The sequence below is a fragment of the Pseudomonas sp. SWRI99 genome (assembly GCF_014270125.1).
Classification (GTDB): Bacteria; Pseudomonadota; Gammaproteobacteria; order Pseudomonadales; family Pseudomonadaceae; genus Aquipseudomonas; species Aquipseudomonas hamedanensis.
The window spans coordinates 1-16328 of the sequence record NZ_JABWQR010000053.1 but is presented as its reverse complement, the minus strand read 5'-3'; the positions used below and the strand labels follow the sequence as shown (position 1 = coordinate 16328).

Here is a 16328-nt window from a genome sequence, read left to right as displayed (position 1 = left end):
TGAACCAAGACCTGATAATCGACCGCCACCAGTTGCGCGCGGTCATAACGCAACAGCAGCGCACGCCCGGCGCCGTTGTCCAGGCGCTGAATGCGGTCGGCGCGATCGCGCTGCACGGTCAGCCGATTGCCGAACACATCGCTGATCGCTGTCAGCCGGCCCGCGCGAAAGTGGTAAAACCGCGGACTGTCGCCGGCCAAAGCCAGGATCAGCTCTTCCGGTTCATCACCCAGAAAGATCGCCGCCCGCGACAGGCTGTTGTGAATCGCCGGGCGCGCAGCATTGGGTAAAGGAAACCGCGTGCGGCGGTTTTCGTGGTCGATCCAGACGACGCCGTCGCCATCGAAAGCCAGGCGATGGGCCAGCGAATGGCTCCAGCCAAACCCGAGGCCGATGTCGATCTCCACCGCGCTGGAGCGGTACAAGCGGCTGAACTCGAACGGCAGCGCGCCGTCGAGCACCGCGTCGGTGAGGGTCAGCAGCTCTTCGCCGGTAACCATCGACACCGGGCAGCCGTTGGTACAGGTCAGCAAGGAGCAATCGGCGGCATCGCCGTTGGGGTTTTTCGCTTGGTCGGGAACGTCGTCGTGGGATTCATGACGCTCAAGCCGCGTCATACCTTGCGATTTTTCCCGCGCAAGTGGCGCCGGATTCGGCACGCTCAACGTCACCGAATCCGCCTGCCGAATGTTCAGCGGAATCGACGGCGTCGGCTTCAGCTCAACGTCACGCGCATGAAGCATCAACGGCTTCAACGCCACCGCATGCTGGTTGAAATCGGGTGTCGAGGTCAGTTCAGCCAAGCGCAACGCCGAAGCCGCCAGCCAGTCACGCGCCCGTGGCGACTTGATTTTCGCCAGCACCTTGCTGCTCAAGCGCATCGGCACGCCAACGCCAGCGGACATGCGCATCAGCACAAAACTGATCAGCAGTTCGACCCGCACCTCAGCCACCACTTCGGCCAGGTACTGCGGCGGCAGCATCTTCAGCCAACTGCTGAACGCGGCCAGATGGATGAACAGCAGCGGCTCGTCGCTGAGCATCAGCAAGACGTTGGCAATGGCCTCGCTGGAAGCGGCAAGCAGCGCCTCAAGCTCAACCTCGCTCAGGTATTCCAGGAGCTTTTCGCTGTTCGCCTGCAAGTCGGCGAGCAAGGCGAATAGCTGCTGGATGTCATCCCAAACGCCATTCAGGGCGTTTTCGAGCCCGCGCCAGTCCGCCTGTTGCAACTGCCCGTAACGGTCGAGAAAACCGGCGCTGGAAAACTCTGTCCATTGCGGCTGAAAGCCTATCCATTCACCGCGCAGCCAGCCTTCCAGACTGCCAATGATCCCTTCATAAGAGGCATACAGGGCGCGCACATGGGCGGTGGACACATCGGGAAAGAAGGTGATGCGATAACGCTGGCCCCGCTGGCAATCGGTGACCTCCAGAATCCCGCTCGGGCCGATGGTGTGGCGCAATGGCTCGCCGAAGGTCAGCACGCCGTCGACGTCGCTCAGCACCGGTTCGAGGGTCACCGGGGTGTCGCCGATCGGCACAAAGCGCGCCGCTTCGAACAAGTGCACCAGGGTCAGCGGGCCGCTGGCCGGGCACATGACCACCGATGAACTGATCGGCTGACGCGAGGTGATCGGCGCGCTTAACCGCACATCGTTACCGACCTTGAATACCTGCTCGATATCGAGCGCCGTCCCGGTCCAGAACTGCTCGGCCCAGGCCTCGTAGTTGTTCAGGCACAGGCGGAACTCGCCGATGAGGGTTTCGAAATCCGGCTGTTCGGGATTCAGCGCGGCCACCACCAGCAGGCCGATGCTGTTGTTCAGGGCCAGTAGTCGATCGGGTTGAAACATTTGCAGTCGCTCGCGCACGTGAAAAAACAGGAGCGCGGACTTTGCGGGGGAACAAAGAGGAAAGAAGTCGGGTAAGTAGGCGATGTCTGTAGGACGGTTCGACACGCCTTGTGAGGCGATATATGGTTTGGCCCTGGCGCCCCAGAAACAGGGCGTTTATCCCAGTGAAAGGCCTCATGACAAAAGGATCAGACGCGATGTCCAACACAGCCGAGCGGGTCAACATCATCGACACTCAGGTGCTGTCCCACGACTGGTACCTGCTGAAAAAAATCACCTTCGATTACCGTCGCAACAATGGCGAGTGGCAACGCCAGACCCGTGAGGTGTACGACCGGGGTAACGGCGCGGCGATTCTGCTGTTCAACCGCCACAAGCGCACGGTGGTGCTGACCCGGCAGTTCCGTTTGCCGGTATTCGTCAATGGCCATGATGGTTTGCTGATCGAAGTGGCGGCAGGTTTATTGGAGGGCGCCGCGCCGGAACAACGGATTCGGGATGAAGCCGAGGAGGAAACCGGCTATCGCGTGCATGACGTGAAAAAGGTTTTCGAGGCGTATATGAGCCCCGGTTCGGTGACCGAGAAACTGCATTTCTTCGTTGCCGAATACGACGCAGCTTCCAGGGTCGGCGAGGGCGGTGGCCTGGAAGAAGAAACCGAAGAGCTGGAAGTGCTGGAATGGGGATTTGACGAGGCGCTGGCGGCGTTTAAGCGTGGCGAGATCTGCGATGCCAAGACCATCATGTTGTTGCAATACGCGGCGATGACTGACCTCTTTGCCCTATAAATCAAAAAATCGCAGCCTTCGTCAGCGCCTACAAAAAACCAGGTTAGGAGCTGCCAAAGGCTGCGATCTGTTGATCTGTCGTGGTGGCTAAAACAAATCGCCTGTTTTGCCCACCGCTGACCATTGGCCACCCTCCAGCGTCAGCAAGCGCTCTTTGGCTTCAAGCCCGCCGGCAAACCCGGTGAGTTTTCCGGAGGCGCCGATAACTCGATGGCACGGCGCCACGATGGAAATCGGGTTGCGCCCGTTCGCGGCACCGACCGCCCGCACTGCGGTCGGATTGCCGATCTGTTCCGCGATCTGGCGGTACGTGCGCGTTTGCCCAAAGGGGATGGTCAGCAATGCCGCCCAGACTTTTTTCTGAAACGCCGTGCCGGCGAAATCCAGCTCCAGATCGAAGCAATCGCGAGTGCCGGCAAAATATTCTTCAAGCTGCCGGGCGGTTTTCATCAGGATCGGATTGTCCGGCGCTTCGTCCATCGGTCCGAGACGCACCCGGTTTGGTTTGTCGTTTTCCCAGAGGATGGCTGCCAGTCGCGAGCCGTTCGCGACCAGCTTCAGCGCGCCGACGGGCGAGGGCAGGGTGATGAACGTGTAAGGCATGGCGACAGGCTCCGGATCGGCGCGGTAACAATGCTCAGCATACTGCCTGATCGGCGGGCGCAAAACCTAAAGCCGGCCATACTGCTTGTTGCTCTTCAAGCGTTGCCCGTTGTTTCGCACAGTCCCGAAAAACAAAAAAGAGATCGACTCATGAAGTACGAACCCTTGGCCAGAACGCTGATCGCGACCTCACTGGCCCTCAGCTGTCTGATGGCTCACGCCGCTTCGGTGGCGCCGGTTGCCGGCGAAAACGGCATGGTCGTCACCGCGCAACATCTGGCGACCCATGTTGGCGTCGACGTATTGAAAAACGGCGGTAACGCCGTGGACGCAGCGGTCGCGGTGGGTTACGCGCTGGCGGTGGTTTATCCCGCTGCGGGCAACCTTGGCGGTGGCGGCTTCATGACCCTGCAACTGGCGGACGGGCGTAAAACGTTCCTCGATTTCCGCGAAAAAGCGCCGCTGGCCGCCACCGCCGACATGTACCTGGACAAGGCCGGCAACGTCATTCCGGAGCTGAGTACCCGCGGCCACCTCGCGGTTGGCGTGCCGGGTACCGTTTCCGGCATGGAGCTGGCACTGAGCAAGTACGGCACCAAACCGCGCAAGGAAATGATCGCGCCGGCGATCAAACTGGCCGAGGACGGCTTTGTGCTGGAGCAGGGCGACGTCGAGCTGTTGGAGTACGCCACCGACGTGTTCAAAAAGGACATGCGCGACTCCGGTTCGATTTTTCTCAGCCAGGGCGAGCCGATGCAGGTCGGACAAACACTGGTGCAGAAGGACCTGGCGAAAACCCTGCGGACGATTTCCGACAAAGGCGCCGACGGTTTCTATAAAGGCTGGGTCGCCGACGCCATCGTCACTTCCAGTCAGGCCAACAAGGGCATCATCACTCAGGCCGATCTCGACAAATACAAGACCCGTGAGCTGGCCCCGGTGGAGTGCGATTACCGCGGCTACCACGTGGTCTCGGCGCCACCGCCCAGCTCTGGCGGAGTAGTGATCTGCCAGATCATGAACATCCTGGAAGGCTATCCCATGAAAGAGCTGGGCTTTCACTCCGCCCAGGGCATGCACTATCAGATCGAAGCCATGCGCCACGCTTACGTGGACCGCAACAGCTACCTCGGCGACCCGGATTTCGTAAAGAATCCGATCGAACATCTGCTGGACAAGCAGTACGCAACTCAGCTGCGTAACGCCATCCAGCCGCAGAAGGCCGGTGTTTCCGCTGAGCTGAAACCCGGGGTCGCGCCCCATGAAGGCAGCAACACCACTCACTATTCGATCGTCGACAAATGGGGCAATGCGGTGTCGGTCACCTACACCCTCAACGACTGGTTCGGCGCGGGCGTGATGGCGAGCAAGACTGGGGTAATTCTCAATGACGAGATGGACGACTTCACGTCCAAGGTCGGCGTACCGAACATGTACGGTCTGGTGCAGGGCGAAGCCAACGCCATCGCGCCGGGCAAGGCGCCGCTGTCGTCGATGAGTCCGACCATCGTCACCAAGGACGGCAAAGTGGTGATGGTGGTTGGTACCCCGGGTGGCAGCCGGATTATCACCGCAACCTTGCTGACCGTGCTCAACGTCATCGATTACGGCATGGGCCTGCAGGAAGCGGTTGATGCGCCGCGCTTCCATCAACAATGGATGCCGGAAGAAACCAACCTCGAAGATTTCGCCGCCAGTCCCGATACCAGGAAGCTGCTCGAAAGCTGGGGCCACAAGTTTGCCGGCCCGCAGGATGCCAACCACATCGCTGCGATTCTGGTCGGCGCGCCGTCGCTGGGCGGCAAACCGGTTGGCAAGAATCGCTTCTACGGCGCTAACGATCCACGGCGTAATACCGGCTTGTCATTGGGTTATTGAGCGGAGTAAAAAGGGGCGGGCGCAAGTCCGCCCCATTCTCAAGGACTGATCAAGGAAGGCTCGACATGACCACCGCATTACTGATCATCGACGTCCAGCAGGCGCTGTGCTCGGGTGAGTATCAGTGCTTTGAAATCGATCCGATGATCGCCACGATCAATGATTTGAGCCAACGCGCGCGGAAGGCAGGCGTTCCGGTGGTATTGATTCAACATGAAGAAAAAGACGGCCCGTTCGTTCGCGGTACGGATGGCTGGCAGCTCGCCAAAGATCTGCAGACTTCCGCCAAGGACCTGCGCGTAGGCAAAACCACCGGCGACTCGTTCTACCAGACCGACCTCGGCAAACTGCTACCCGTCGAAGACTTCGAGCGCCTGGTGATCTGCGGTCTGCAAACCGATTACTGCGTCAACGCCACCGTGCGCAGCGCACATAAGCTGGGCTACGACGTCGTCGTCGCGCAAGACGCGCATTCGACGGTCGATAACGGCACCATGACTGCCGAGGACATCATTGTCCAACACAACAAGGATTTCGCGGCACTCACCAGCTCCGTGGCACGCACCGATGTTAAACCGGCTGCAAAAATAACTTTCTGAGCGTACGCGAAACTTGTAGGAGTGAGCCTGCTCGCGATGAGGCCATCAGCCGCACCCTCTTCGTTGACTGGCCTGACGCCTTCGCGAGCAAGCTCGCTCCCACAGGGACCGGCGACGTCAATTCTCGTGTCTGCCGCAAATCAAAGGTGGGAGTGAGCTTGCTCACGAAGCGGTCGCTACATTCAACAGGGAGGCTGTAGCAACCGTTCGATCTGCGCCAGTTCCCATGTGCTGAGCAGGCTCACCGGGTCGGTGCCATAACGCTGCCAGGTGTCAAGCGACGCTTCGTCCCCGGCGCAGTTGCGTGCATATTCACAGTGGTGCAAGTGACCGTCGGCAAAATCCAATAGCAAGTGCCAGCCTTCGATATCGACCGCGATCAGTCCAGACTCGGGGATCATCTGGCAAATTTCCAGCGCAAGCACACCCAGCGCCGCCTCGCGCAGGCGCTGACAGACTTCACGGGCCGACAGAAACGCAAACATGCTCGAATCCATTGAGTGAATAAGGACGGCAGCATAAAGCCCGTGCCAACCCGTGTCAGCGTATCACTGGCCCGAAGCCGAACAATTCCGTAACATTCGCCTCCCTCTTTTTTGCGAACATCCGCGGCCGCGCCCGGCGGCCGCGCACATCAGGTAAGCCATGAAACCGATTCGTCTGCGCGCCGATGTCCTGGCCGGACTCACCACCTCGTTTGCCCTGTTGCCCGAATGCATTGCATTTGCGCTGGTGGCGCACCTCAATCCGCTGATGGGCCTGTATGGCGCTTTCATCATTTGTACGCTCACCGCACTGTTTGGCGGCCGGCCGGGTATGGTCTCCGGTGCGGCCGGTTCGATGGCGGTGGTGATCGTTGCGCTGGTGGTGCAGCACGGGGTGCAATATCTGCTGGCGACGGTGTTGCTGGGCGGTTTGATCATGGTGGCGTTCGGGCTGCTGCGCTTGGGCAAACTGGTGCGCATGGTGCCGCACCCGGTGATGCTCGGCTTCGTCAACGGCCTGGCGATCATTATTGCCCTGGCGCAACTGGAACACTTCAAAAGCGGCGAACACTGGCTCAGCGGCACACCGTTGTACCTGATGACCGGGCTGGTGCTGCTGACCATGGCCATCGTTTATGTGCTGCCGCGCCTGACCCGCGCGGTGCCGCCGGCACTGGTGGCGATCCTTGGCGTCGGCCTGCTGGTCTACCTGTTCGACCTGCCGACCCGCACCCTCGGTGACATGGCGCACATTGCTGGTGGCCTGCCGACCTTCGCTTTGCCGGACATCCCGTGGAACCTCGAGACCCTGCGCATCATCGCGCCGTACGCGATTCTGATGGCGCTGGTCGGCCTGCTGGAAACCCTGCTGACCCTCAACCTCACCGATGAAATCACCGAAACCCGTGGCTACCCGGATCGTGAATGCGTGGCGCTGGGCGCGGCGAACATGGTCTCGGGTGCGTTCGGCGGCATGGGCGGTTGCGCGATGATCGGCCAGACCGTGATCAACCTCAGCTCCGGTGGCCGCGGGCGTTTGTCCGGCGTGGTGGCGGGGGTGCTGATTCTGCTGTTTATCCTGTTTCTGTCACCGCTGATCGAGCGTATTCCGCTGGCGGCGCTGGTGGGGGTGATGTTCGTGGTCTCGCAGCAAACCTTCGCCTGGGCTTCGCTGCGGGTGATCAACAAGGTGCCGCTCAACGATGTGCTGGTGATTGTCGCCGTGACCACAATCACGGTGTTCACCGATCTGGCCACGGCGGTGCTGTGCGGGATCATCATCGCCGCGCTCAATTTCGCCTGGCAGCAGGCGCGCGAGCTGTACGCCGATGAACATCTGGAAGCCGATGGCAGCAAACTCTATCGCCTGCACGGCACGCTGTTCTTCGCCTCGACCACGCCGTTTCTCAACCGGTTCGATCCGGCCAACGATCCGGCCAAAGTCACCCTCGATTGCCGGCATTTGAGCTTTGTCGACTACTCCGCGATTGCCGCGCTGAAAACCCTGCGTGAGCGCTACGCCAAGGCCGGCAAGCACTTACAGGTGTTTCATCTGTCGGAGCGTTGCAAGAAGTTATTCAAGCGCGCTGGCGTTGACCACGACTGACGGCGCGGCGGCCGCTTCCTTGAGCCAGGTCTTGCCGAGAATCCGCGAGACCTGTTCGGCGGAGTAGGGCTTGGCGAGAAACTCGAAACCTTCGTAACCGCTGCGTGCCAGTTCTTCGCTGTAGCCGGACGTCAGAATCACCGGCAGATCGGGGCGGCGCTGGCGCAGTTCGCGGGCCAGGGCGACGCCGGTGATGCCCGGCATGACCACATCGGAAAACACCGCGTCGAACGCCATGGCATCCGCTCCGGCGAGGCGCAAGGCCTCTTCGGCGTTGGTCGCCCACGCCGTTTCATAACCCAGGTCCTGAAGAATCTGATTGGCAAACCGGCCGACGTCCAGGTTGTCCTCGACCACCAGCACCCGCCGCTGAACAGGCGCTGGATGGGGCAGGTCGTCATCTGCCGCCTCGTCCGCTTCCAGTTCCACCGCCAGCACTTCCGGCAGGTACAGAGTGAATTCGGTGCCTTGACCGATCACGCTGGACACGTCGACGTTGCCGCCCGATTGCTTGGCGAACCCGAAGACCTGCGACAGCCCCAGCCCCGTGCCTTTGCCGACATCCTTGGTGGTGAAAAACGGTTCGAAAATATGTTCGAGGGTTTTCGGGTCGATGCCGCCACCGGTATCCGCCAGGGCAATCGACACGAACGGGCTGCCGGAGCCGGCATGGCCGCGAATCGGTGGCAGCGGTTTGTGGCACTCAAGACGCAGTTTGAGCAGGCCTTGCCCCTGCATGGCGTCGCGGGCGTTGAGGGCGATATTGATCAGCGCTGTTTCGAACTGGCTCAAATCGACGCGGATATAGCAGGGATGATCAGGCCGCTCGACGCAGACATGAATTTGCGCACCGGTGACCGATTCAAGCATTTCGCCAATGTTCGCCAGGCGCTCGCAGGCATCCACGACTTGTGGGTTGAGCGGCTGGCGTCGGGCGAAGGCGAGTAGCTGGCTGGTCAGCTTGGACGCGCGCTCGACCGTATCGGAAACCGCGCGCATATAACGCTGACGGCGTTCTTCGGACAGGTTGGGCTGGCGCAGGAAATCTACCGAGGAGCGAATGATCGTCAACAGGTTGTTGAAGTCATGCGCCACGCCACCGGTCAGTTGGCCGATGGCTTCGAGTTTTTGCGACTGGCGCAACGCCGATTCCGCGTGGGCCAGGCGCAAGCTGCGCTCTTCGACCCGTTGCTCCAGCGTGGCATTGAGTTCGGCCAGCGCCAGCAGGCCTTCGCGCACGTTGGCATCAGCGCGCACACGTTCGATGTGCGCCCAGCAACGCTCGGTCACTTCGCTCAACAGCGCCTGCTCGAAGTCTGACCAGACCCGCGGTACTTTGTCGTGGATCGCCATCAACGCGGTCAGGCGACCCTGTTTAAGCAACGGCACACAAATGGTCGCGGCGATGCCGATAGTCTGGAACGCCGCCGCTTCTTCAGGGGGCAATTCGCTGCGGTTGTCATGAATGACCAGCGGTTCACCGGCGCGCAACAGGCTGACGGCTTTCTCGCCAAAATCTCGCAATCGATAGTGGCCGACGATGCTCGGCGAGCCCGGCGCCGGGCAGTCGCCGCGAATGGTGAAGCCATCTTCATCGGCGTCCATATCGGCGTAGGCGCAGTTGGATAGACGGAGGTGCTCGACCATCAGCCGCGTGCTGGCGGCAAGAATGGCTTGCGCGTCAGTGGCGTTGGTCACGGCGTTGCCGATCGCATCGAGCACGGCCAGACGCTGATTGAGAAACACCGTCTGGGTGGTTTCGGTGACGGTGTCGATCATGCCGACCACCTTGCCGAAGGGGTCACGAACCGGGCTGTAGCAAAAGGTGAAATACGCCTGCTCCGGGCCGCTGCCGCGTTCGATCATCAGGGCGAAGTTTTCAATGTAGGTGGCTTGGCCGGCGAACGCCGCGTCGGCAATCGGACTGATTTCGCTCCAGGCTTCTTTCCAGATATCGCTGAACGGGCGGCCAAGCGCGTGAGGCTTGTTGCCGAGAATCGGCACGAAGGCGTCGTTGAACAGGGTGATCAGTTCCGGGCCCCAGACGATGGCCTGGGGAAAGTGCGAGGCAAGGCTGAGCGAGACAGTGGTTTTGAGGACATCGGGCCAGTGTTCCAACGGGCCGAGGGGCGTATTCGCCCAGTCGTGTCGCCGAATCTGCTCGGCCATCTTGCCGTTGTCTTGCAACCAGTCGGTCATGGGATCGGTGTCTTTCGTAACGTCTGCCTGTGAACAAAGACCGTGGCCGGTGCTGTTTGGTTTCAGCACCACGGACACTTCCTTGCAGCACGCCTTGTTCGGGTTCATGCGCATCATGGCATGGGTGCTGGCGGGAGAAAAAGCCAAGGGTGAAGGGGAAAATCCTTAGCCCCTGGTTTTTTTCAGTGTTGATCAGGCGCCGATGGGCGGAAAATCAATGTCGGTCAGCGCAGTGTTGTTCAGGTAGTTGGTCAGCGTCTGCACCGCCACCAAAGCAATCACTTCGATGATCTTGCGGTCATCAATACCGGCGGCACGGGCGGCAGCGATCTGCCCATCGCTCAAGTGGCCGCGGCTGTGCGTCAGCTGTTGCGCGAGCGCGGCGTAGGCATTCAGTTCTCCCTGACGCGCCGCGGCGATGTCTTGCGCCGACAGCCCGGCCTTGCCGGCAAACAGGGTGTGCGCGGCCAGGCAGTAATCGCAACCGTTGACTTGCGAAGTGGCCAGATACACCGCTTCTTTTTCCTGGGCGCTGAGCGAGGACTTGCCCAGCAACGCCGAGGCTTGCACATAAGTGTCGAGGGCGACCGGCGCGTTGGCGAGGGTGGCGAACAGATTCGGCAGAAAGCCGATTTTTCTCTTCACGCCTTCGAGCACAGGGCGGGTGGTGTCGGTGGCGGTTTCGAGGCTGATAGCGGTGATACGGCTCATGGTGATTCTCCGAAACTCCGGGGCGAAGTGCGCCGGGCATGGAGAGGATGTTAGGGAATGCCGGTAGCGCTTTGGCGGCAAATCGTCGAGGATATGCGGCAGATCGTCCAGATATGCACAGTGGAGTTGCCTATGGATCGCCTTTCGACCTTGCTCCGCCATTTCGGCGTGCATGCCGGCACCTTTCACAGCGGTGCGTTTTGCGGCATCAGTGTGCACGAAGGCGAATCGGTCGGGCATGTGCATGTGCTGCAAGCGGGGGCGTTGCTGCTCAAGCCGGGCAACGAGCGCGAAATCCGCCTGGACGAGCCTTCGCTGATTTTCTTTCCCCGGCCGTTTACCCATCGCATGTTCGCCGACGAAGCCATGGCCACTCAGGTGGTCTGCGCGACGCTGACGTTTGATGGCGGTTCGGGCAATGCGCTGGCGGCGGCGCTGCCGGATTACCTGGTGTTGAAACTCACGCAGATTCCCGAACTGGGCAGCACCCTCCAGTGGCTGTTCAACGAAGCGTTGGAGGGCCATTGCGGGCGGGTGGCGGTGATGGATCGATTGTTCGAACTGCTGGTGATTCTGCTGCTGCGCCATCTCATCGGCAGCCGTGACCAGCCAGCGGGAATGATGGCAGGTCTGGCCGATCCGCGCCTGTCGCGCGCCTTGAACCTGATCCACGACGAACCGGAAAAACCGTGGAGCGTGGCCGAACTGGCGAGCGCTGCGAATTTGTCCCGGGCCGGGTTTGCCGAACACTTTCGCCGGATCGTCGGGCAGACCCCGGCGGACTATCTGCTGAGCTGGCGGGTCAGCCTCGCGCAGAAGCGTCTGCGCGAAGGCACACCGATTGCGCTGATTGCCGCTGAAGTCGGCTATGAAAGTCCGTCAGCGCTGGCCCGGGCGTTTCGCCGCAAGACCGGGGTCAGTCCCCGGCAGTGGAAGGCGGAAGCTGAACGCTAGCGGGCAAACTTTTTCGCCCCGGCCACGCACAGAATTACTCCCAGCGTCACGGCAAGCATGCCCGGGCTGACTGACTCATGCAGCAGCGTCGCCGCCAGCGCCAAACCGAAAAACGGTTGCAACAGTTGCAACTGTCCGACCGCCGCGATCCCGCCCTGGGCCAGGCCGCGATACCAGAACACAAAACCGATCAGCATGCTGAACAGCGACACGTAGGCCAGACATACCCACGCCGATACGCTGATCTGGCCGAACGAGGCGGGTGCCAGCCACAGACTCGACAGTGCCATGAGCGGCAGCGCCAGCACCAAGGCCCAGCAGATCACCTGCCAGCCGCCGAGGGTTCGCGACAGTTTCGCGCCCTCGGCATACCCCAGGCCGCAGGCCAGAATCGCGGCAAGCATCAGCAAGTCGCCAGTCGGCTGCGCGCTCACGCCTTGTGCCAGCGCGAAGCCGACCACCAGTGCGCTGCCCAAAAGAGAGAACATCCAGAACACCGGGTGCGGACGTTCGCCGCCCCGCAATACGGCGAAAATCGCCGTGGCCAGCGGCAGCAATCCGACAAACACAATCGAATGCGCCGACGTGACGTGTTGCAGCGCCAGCGCCGTCAGCAACGGAAAGCCGAGTACGACGCCCATCGCCACAATGAACAACGACAGCCACTGATCAGCCGCCGGTCGCCGCTCGCGCAACAGCCACAACAGCGCCACGGCCACTGCGCCAGCAATGGCGGCGCGCAGGACGGTGAGAAACACCGGATCGAATTCCAGCACCGCCAGCCGTGTGGCCGGCAGTGAGCCGCTGAAAATCAGCACGCCGATAAAGCCGTTGATCCAGCCACGGCTTCTTTCCAGCGCCGGGTGGCTCGGGTTCGACAATCGTTCCATACGTTTCGCACTCTAAGGTGGGTTGCATTGCCGCTATCCTGGGCCTGAGAATCAGCACAATCAAAAAATTGTCATGGATACGCCTCGCTATGCGCCGTTCCCGCTACAAGGCTCTGGTTGACCGCTTTGCCGCCGACATTCGTGGCGGCCGTCTGGCGCCCGGCACGCGGCTGCCGACCCATCGGCAACTGGCCTCTGAAGAAGGTCTGGCCCTTGTTACTGCTTCGCGCGTGTACGCCGAGCTTGAGGCCATGGGGCTGGTCAGCGGTGAGACCGGACGCGGCACGTTTGTCCGCGAAACCTCGCTGACACCGGGGCAGGGTATTGATCAGAAAGACGTGGCGGTCGGCATGATCGATCTCAATTTCAACTACCCATCGTTACCCGGGCAGGCCGAGCTGTTACGCAGCGCGTTGCGCCAATTGGCCTTGTCCGGGGATCTCGAAGCGCTGTTGCGCTATCAGCCCCATGCCGGACGCACGCACGAGCGCGCCTCGGTGGCGCGTCATTTGTTGGCCGGCGGCGTAACGGTGGAGGCTGGGCAAATATTGATCGTCAATGGCGCCCAACAGGGGCTGGCCGTGGCGCTGATGGGCCTGCTCAAACCCGGCGATGTGATTGCTGCGGATGCGCTGACCTATTCCGGGTTCAAGGTCCTCGCCGAAGCGTTGCACCTGGAAGTGGTTGCGATTCCGGCGGCTGCGCACGGCCCGGACCTGCAAGCGCTGGAGGAACTGTGTCGCAGCCGTGCGGTGCGCGCGGTATATAGCATGCCGACGCTGCACAATCCGTTGGGCTGGGTGATGCCTTTGGCACAGCGCGAGCAATTGGTGGCGATCGCCCGCCGGCATGATCTGACGATCATCGAAGACGCGGCCTACGCGTTCCTGGTGCAAGACCCGCCGCGCGCGTTGATCGATCTGGCGGCGGAGCGCACCGTCTACGTCAGCGGCCTGTCGAAAAGCATCGCCACCGGCCTGCGGGTCGGCTTCATTGCAGCGCCTTTGGACAAAGTGCCGGCGTTGGAACGCGTCATTCGCGCCACGACCTGGAACACGCCTGGAGTGATGACTGCGCTGGCCTGCGGCTGGCTCGACGACGGCACCGTCACGGCACTCGAAGAGCAGAAACGCCACGATGCCAAGGCTCGCCAGGCGTTGGCCGCCGAGGTGCTCAAAGGGTTGCCATACATTGCCCACCCGGCGTCGTACTTCTTGTGGCTGCCACTGCCGGAAGACGTGCGCGCCGATCACATTGTTGTCGAGTTGATGCAGCAACAGATTTCGGTGACCAGCGCCGAACCGTTTTCCGTGTCGTCCCACGTACCGCATGCGATTCGTCTGGCGCTGGGTTCGGTGGACATGGTGGTGTTGCGCGAGGCGTTGATCACCGTCAGACGGATTATCGGCGCTTACCTGTAAACTGCGCCGACGTCACAAACAGTCTGGAACGTTCGATGAAAAACACTGCATTACTGGCGCTGGCCCTGATCTTCAGCGCCAGCGCTCATGCCGCAGGCGATCCCGAGGCAGGCGCGAAAATCTTTCCGCGCCTGTGCGGCGGCTGCCATCAGGTCGGCGAATCCGCGCGCTCGGGATTCGGTCCGCAGCTCAATGGCATCTTCGGCCGCGTTGCCGGGACGTCGGCGGACTACGTCTACTCCGATGCGATGAAAAACTCGGGCATCACTTGGAACCACGAGACGTTGAAGGTGTATCTCGAAGACCCGAAGGGCGTGGTTCCGGGTACGCGGATGATTTTTTGGGGGTTGAGCGATGAGGAGAAACTCAACAACCTGTTGGCGTATCTTCAGACGTTCCAAACAACCGCTCCGTGAACCCGGCTCAAGTACTGAACCGTCCGGCGGTGTGGCGTAATGTTGATCACGCCACCTGATTACGCCCCGCAGCCTTGGCCTGATACAACTGCTGATCGACCCGTTTGATCAATGCCGTGTGGGTGTTATCCGCCGGGTCCGCCAGGCCCAGACCGATGCTTACCGTGACCTGCCCGACGCCGGGAAACTGCGCTTGGGCAACTGCCGCACGAATTTTCTCGGCGACCACCTCAGGGGTGTCGGGCTGAGCGATTTCCGGCAACAGCACGGCAAACTCTTCGCCACCGTATCGCGCAACGAAATCGGTCGTGCGCACGCTGCTCTGAATCAATTGCGCCAACTGTTGCAGCACCTCGTCACCGATGGCATGGCCGTAAGTGTCATTGATGCGTTTGAAGTGGTCGGCGTCGATCAGCAACAGGGCGAAGGGGCGCCCCGTTCGCCGCGAGAGCAGCACGTACTCGCTGATTTTTTCGTCGAAGCGGCGGCGGTTGTATACGCCGGTCAAACCGTCGTGGGTCGCCAGGCTCAGCAGTTCGGCGTTGGCCTGGGTCAGCGCCGCGGTGCGTTGCGCCACGGTGGCTTCCAGTGAGGCATTGGCCTCTTGCAACTCGCGTTCCTTGCCAAGCAGCGATTGGGTCATGGCATCGATGGACTGGCCCAACTGGGCGATTTCCCGCACCGGATGCTGGAGCTGGAAACGTGCACCGGTCTGGTTGTTCTGCACTTGTTTGGCCGCGCGTGCGAGTTGCTCGATCGGTCGGCTCAGGTGCAGCGCCAGGTAATAAGCCACCAGAGCAAAAACCACCGCGGCAGACACGCCCAGCAGCAACAACTCATACAGCAGCAGCCGCGCCGGTTGCAGGGCTGTCTCCAAAGGTTGGCGGATGGCGATCGACCACGACAACGCGGTACCCGACGGCGTCGGCACAGTGACCATACTGGTCAGGTAGCCGTGCCCCGCCGACCAGCCCGGCGCCGCCGCATCGTTGACCGCCAGTTGCTGGCCCATCAGCGCTTCGGGGTACAGCACCTTGCCGTCGTGGTCGATGATCAGTGCCTGGATATCCGGCGCCGAGTTTTTATGAGAGAACGCCGCCGATTCGACAATTCGGGTTACCCAGCTCCAGTGCGCGTGTGCGCCCAGCACACCGATGATCTGCCCTGCGCCGTTATGGATCGGCGCGGCGAAATCGATGAAGCGCAGCGGTTCGCCATTGGGCAGACCCGGCAGCAATTTGGCCAGCAGCACGGCTTCGTGGGGATCGCCGGTGTATTGCCGGCGCAACCCGACCTGGAACCATGGACGTTGCTGGACCGACTGTCCGACCAGCAAATCGTTGACCGCTTGATGCACCTTGCCGTCGGCATCAGCCACACCCATCCAGGCATATTCGGTGCGCGCCTGCGAGCGCAGTTGCATCGACTCGAGAATTTCCGGGTTGTCCAGGTCGCCACGTTCCAGATGCGGTGCGCGGCTGAGCAGGTAAACCTCCAACTGGCGTTCGCGCAGTTGTTCGCCCAATAACGTCGCCGCCGCCCGCGCGGTGTTCAGCAGCGCATTGCCGCTGGCCTGTTTCATTTGTTCGGTGGCGATATGACCGACATAAAAGCCCACGCTCAACAGCGTCAGCAGGGATAAACCGGCGAACCATAGGGTGAGATGGCTGCGCAGACTGGCTTTGAACATGGCGGGCGGGGTCTGTTTTTATAAAAGTGGCGCCATGGTATGCGACATCGACGACAGGCCACCAGCGAACGGGTTCATAGAAACGACACTGGAATAAAAAAAGCCCGGCTGATCAGGCCGGGCTTTTTCATGGGTGCTGCGGTCGAGCGTTTGCTTCAGGCAACGCGGCGTTCGATCAGACGATCGGAGCCACCTTCGGCAACGCGGCGTTCGATCAGACGATCGGAGCCACCTT

14 protein-coding genes are annotated in these 16328 nt (G+C 61.3%); 7 read left to right on the top strand and 7 right to left on the bottom strand.

All coding sequences use genetic code 11. The features are described from left to right. On the bottom strand, positions 1-1853 hold a 1853-nt coding region (locus HU743_RS26615), incomplete at its 3' end, for a DUF6531 domain-containing protein (protein WP_238351796.1). A gap of 197 nt (positions 1854-2050) precedes the next feature. Between HU743_RS26615 and HU743_RS26610 the strand changes: the two genes are divergently transcribed. After that, on the top strand, positions 2051-2641 hold the full coding sequence (locus HU743_RS26610; protein WP_186623858.1) for an NUDIX domain-containing protein: 591 nt from the start codon (positions 2051-2053) through the stop codon (positions 2639-2641). Between the two features lie 87 nt (positions 2642-2728). Here the strand turns inward: HU743_RS26610 and HU743_RS26605 are convergent, their stop codons facing one another. Then, positions 2729-3244, bottom strand: a complete 516-nt coding sequence (locus HU743_RS26605) for a methylated-DNA--[protein]-cysteine S-methyltransferase (protein ID WP_186552630.1) — start codon at positions 3242-3244, stop codon at positions 2729-2731. Between the two features lie 150 nt (positions 3245-3394). Here HU743_RS26605 and ggt point away from each other — a divergent pair, with 150 nt between their 5' ends. Both ggt and HU743_RS26595 read left to right on the top strand, forming a co-directional pair. After that, positions 3395-5122: a gamma-glutamyltransferase gene (gene ggt / locus HU743_RS26600; protein ID WP_186652307.1), complete on the top strand. Its 1728-nt coding sequence runs from the start codon at positions 3395-3397 to the stop codon at positions 5120-5122. Between the two features lie 65 nt (positions 5123-5187). Further along, positions 5188-5721, top strand: coding sequence for a cysteine hydrolase family protein (locus tag HU743_RS26595; protein WP_186652306.1), 534 nt, complete (start codon positions 5188-5190; stop codon positions 5719-5721). 182 nt (positions 5722-5903) lie between these two features. On the opposite strand, the gene HU743_RS26590 is transcribed toward HU743_RS26595, so the two are convergent. Further along, positions 5904-6206, bottom strand: coding sequence for a hypothetical protein (locus HU743_RS26590; RefSeq protein ID WP_186652304.1), 303 nt, complete (start codon positions 6204-6206; stop codon positions 5904-5906). Positions 6207-6366: 160 nt separating this feature from the next. Here HU743_RS26590 and HU743_RS26585 point away from each other — a divergent pair, with 160 nt between their 5' ends. Then, positions 6367-7812, top strand: a complete 1446-nt coding sequence (locus HU743_RS26585; protein WP_186652302.1) for a SulP family inorganic anion transporter — start codon at positions 6367-6369, stop codon at positions 7810-7812. Here HU743_RS26585 and HU743_RS26580 read toward each other — a convergent pair. Together HU743_RS26580 and HU743_RS26575 are read right to left on the bottom strand one after the other, a co-directional pair. Beyond that, positions 7780-10011: a response regulator gene (locus tag HU743_RS26580; protein ID WP_186652308.1), complete on the bottom strand. Its 2232-nt coding sequence runs from the start codon at positions 10009-10011 to the stop codon at positions 7780-7782. The two genes, HU743_RS26585 and HU743_RS26580, sit on opposite strands and share 33 nt — an antisense overlap. Positions 10012-10203: 192 nt before the next feature. After that, positions 10204-10722 carry a carboxymuconolactone decarboxylase family protein gene (locus HU743_RS26575; protein ID WP_186652300.1) on the bottom strand — a complete coding sequence of 173 codons (519 nt, stop codon included), beginning with the start codon at positions 10720-10722 and terminating at the stop codon, positions 10204-10206. Positions 10723-10854: 132 nt separating this feature from the next. On the opposite strand from HU743_RS26575, the gene HU743_RS26570 reads away from it, so the two are divergent. Next, positions 10855-11676, top strand: coding sequence for an AraC family transcriptional regulator (locus HU743_RS26570; RefSeq protein ID WP_186652298.1), 822 nt, complete (start codon positions 10855-10857; stop codon positions 11674-11676). Here HU743_RS26570 and HU743_RS26565 read toward each other — a convergent pair. After that, positions 11673-12566 carry a DMT family transporter gene (locus tag HU743_RS26565; protein WP_186652296.1) on the bottom strand — a complete coding sequence of 298 codons (894 nt, stop codon included), beginning with the start codon at positions 12564-12566 and terminating at the stop codon, positions 11673-11675. The genes HU743_RS26570 and HU743_RS26565 overlap by 4 nt on opposite strands. 89 nt (positions 12567-12655) lie before the next feature. On the opposite strand from HU743_RS26565, the gene HU743_RS26560 reads away from it, so the two are divergent. Further along, the gene (locus tag HU743_RS26560) at positions 12656-13987 is read left to right on the top strand and encodes a PLP-dependent aminotransferase family protein (RefSeq protein WP_186652294.1); all 1332 of its coding nucleotides are present in this window, start codon (positions 12656-12658) and stop codon (positions 13985-13987) included. A 35-nt stretch (positions 13988-14022) separates the two neighbouring features. Further along, entirely contained in the window at positions 14023-14403 is a 381-nt protein-coding gene (locus HU743_RS26555; protein WP_186652292.1) for a cytochrome c family protein, read from the top strand. A 46-nt stretch (positions 14404-14449) separates the two neighbouring features. On the opposite strand, the gene HU743_RS26550 is transcribed toward HU743_RS26555, so the two are convergent. Further along, positions 14450-16093 (bottom strand): diguanylate cyclase, encoded by a 1644-nt coding sequence (locus HU743_RS26550; RefSeq protein ID WP_186552570.1) that lies wholly within the window; start codon positions 16091-16093, stop codon positions 14450-14452. Positions 16094-16328 lie beyond the last annotated feature (235 nt).

Excerpts from the sequence above, each read along its gene's own strand:
- HU743_RS26595 (WP_186652306.1), top strand. The coding sequence starts at position 5,188 with ATGACCACCGCATTACTGATCATCGACGTCCAGCAGGCGCTGTGCTCG.
- HU743_RS26550 (WP_186552570.1), bottom strand. The coding sequence starts at position 16,093 with ATGTTCAAAGCCAGTCTGCGCAGCCATCTCACCCTATGGTTCGCCGGT.
- HU743_RS26555 (WP_186652292.1), top strand. The coding sequence starts at position 14,023 with ATGAAAAACACTGCATTACTGGCGCTGGCCCTGATCTTCAGCGCCAGC.
- HU743_RS26590 (WP_186652304.1), bottom strand. The coding sequence starts at position 6,206 with ATGTTTGCGTTTCTGTCGGCCCGTGAAGTCTGTCAGCGCCTGCGCGAG.
- HU743_RS26575 (WP_186652300.1), bottom strand. The coding sequence starts at position 10,722 with ATGAGCCGTATCACCGCTATCAGCCTCGAAACCGCCACCGACACCACC.
- HU743_RS26605 (WP_186552630.1), bottom strand. The coding sequence starts at position 3,244 with ATGCCTTACACGTTCATCACCCTGCCCTCGCCCGTCGGCGCGCTGAAG.
- HU743_RS26560 (WP_186652294.1), top strand. The coding sequence starts at position 12,656 with ATGCGCCGTTCCCGCTACAAGGCTCTGGTTGACCGCTTTGCCGCCGAC.
- HU743_RS26610 (WP_186623858.1), top strand. The coding sequence starts at position 2,051 with ATGTCCAACACAGCCGAGCGGGTCAACATCATCGACACTCAGGTGCTG.
- HU743_RS26585 (WP_186652302.1), top strand. The coding sequence starts at position 6,367 with ATGAAACCGATTCGTCTGCGCGCCGATGTCCTGGCCGGACTCACCACC.
- HU743_RS26570 (WP_186652298.1), top strand. The coding sequence starts at position 10,855 with ATGGATCGCCTTTCGACCTTGCTCCGCCATTTCGGCGTGCATGCCGGC.
- HU743_RS26580 (WP_186652308.1), bottom strand. The coding sequence starts at position 10,011 with ATGACCGACTGGTTGCAAGACAACGGCAAGATGGCCGAGCAGATTCGG.
- ggt (WP_186652307.1), top strand. The coding sequence starts at position 3,395 with ATGAAGTACGAACCCTTGGCCAGAACGCTGATCGCGACCTCACTGGCC.
- HU743_RS26565 (WP_186652296.1), bottom strand. The coding sequence starts at position 12,566 with ATGGAACGATTGTCGAACCCGAGCCACCCGGCGCTGGAAAGAAGCCGT.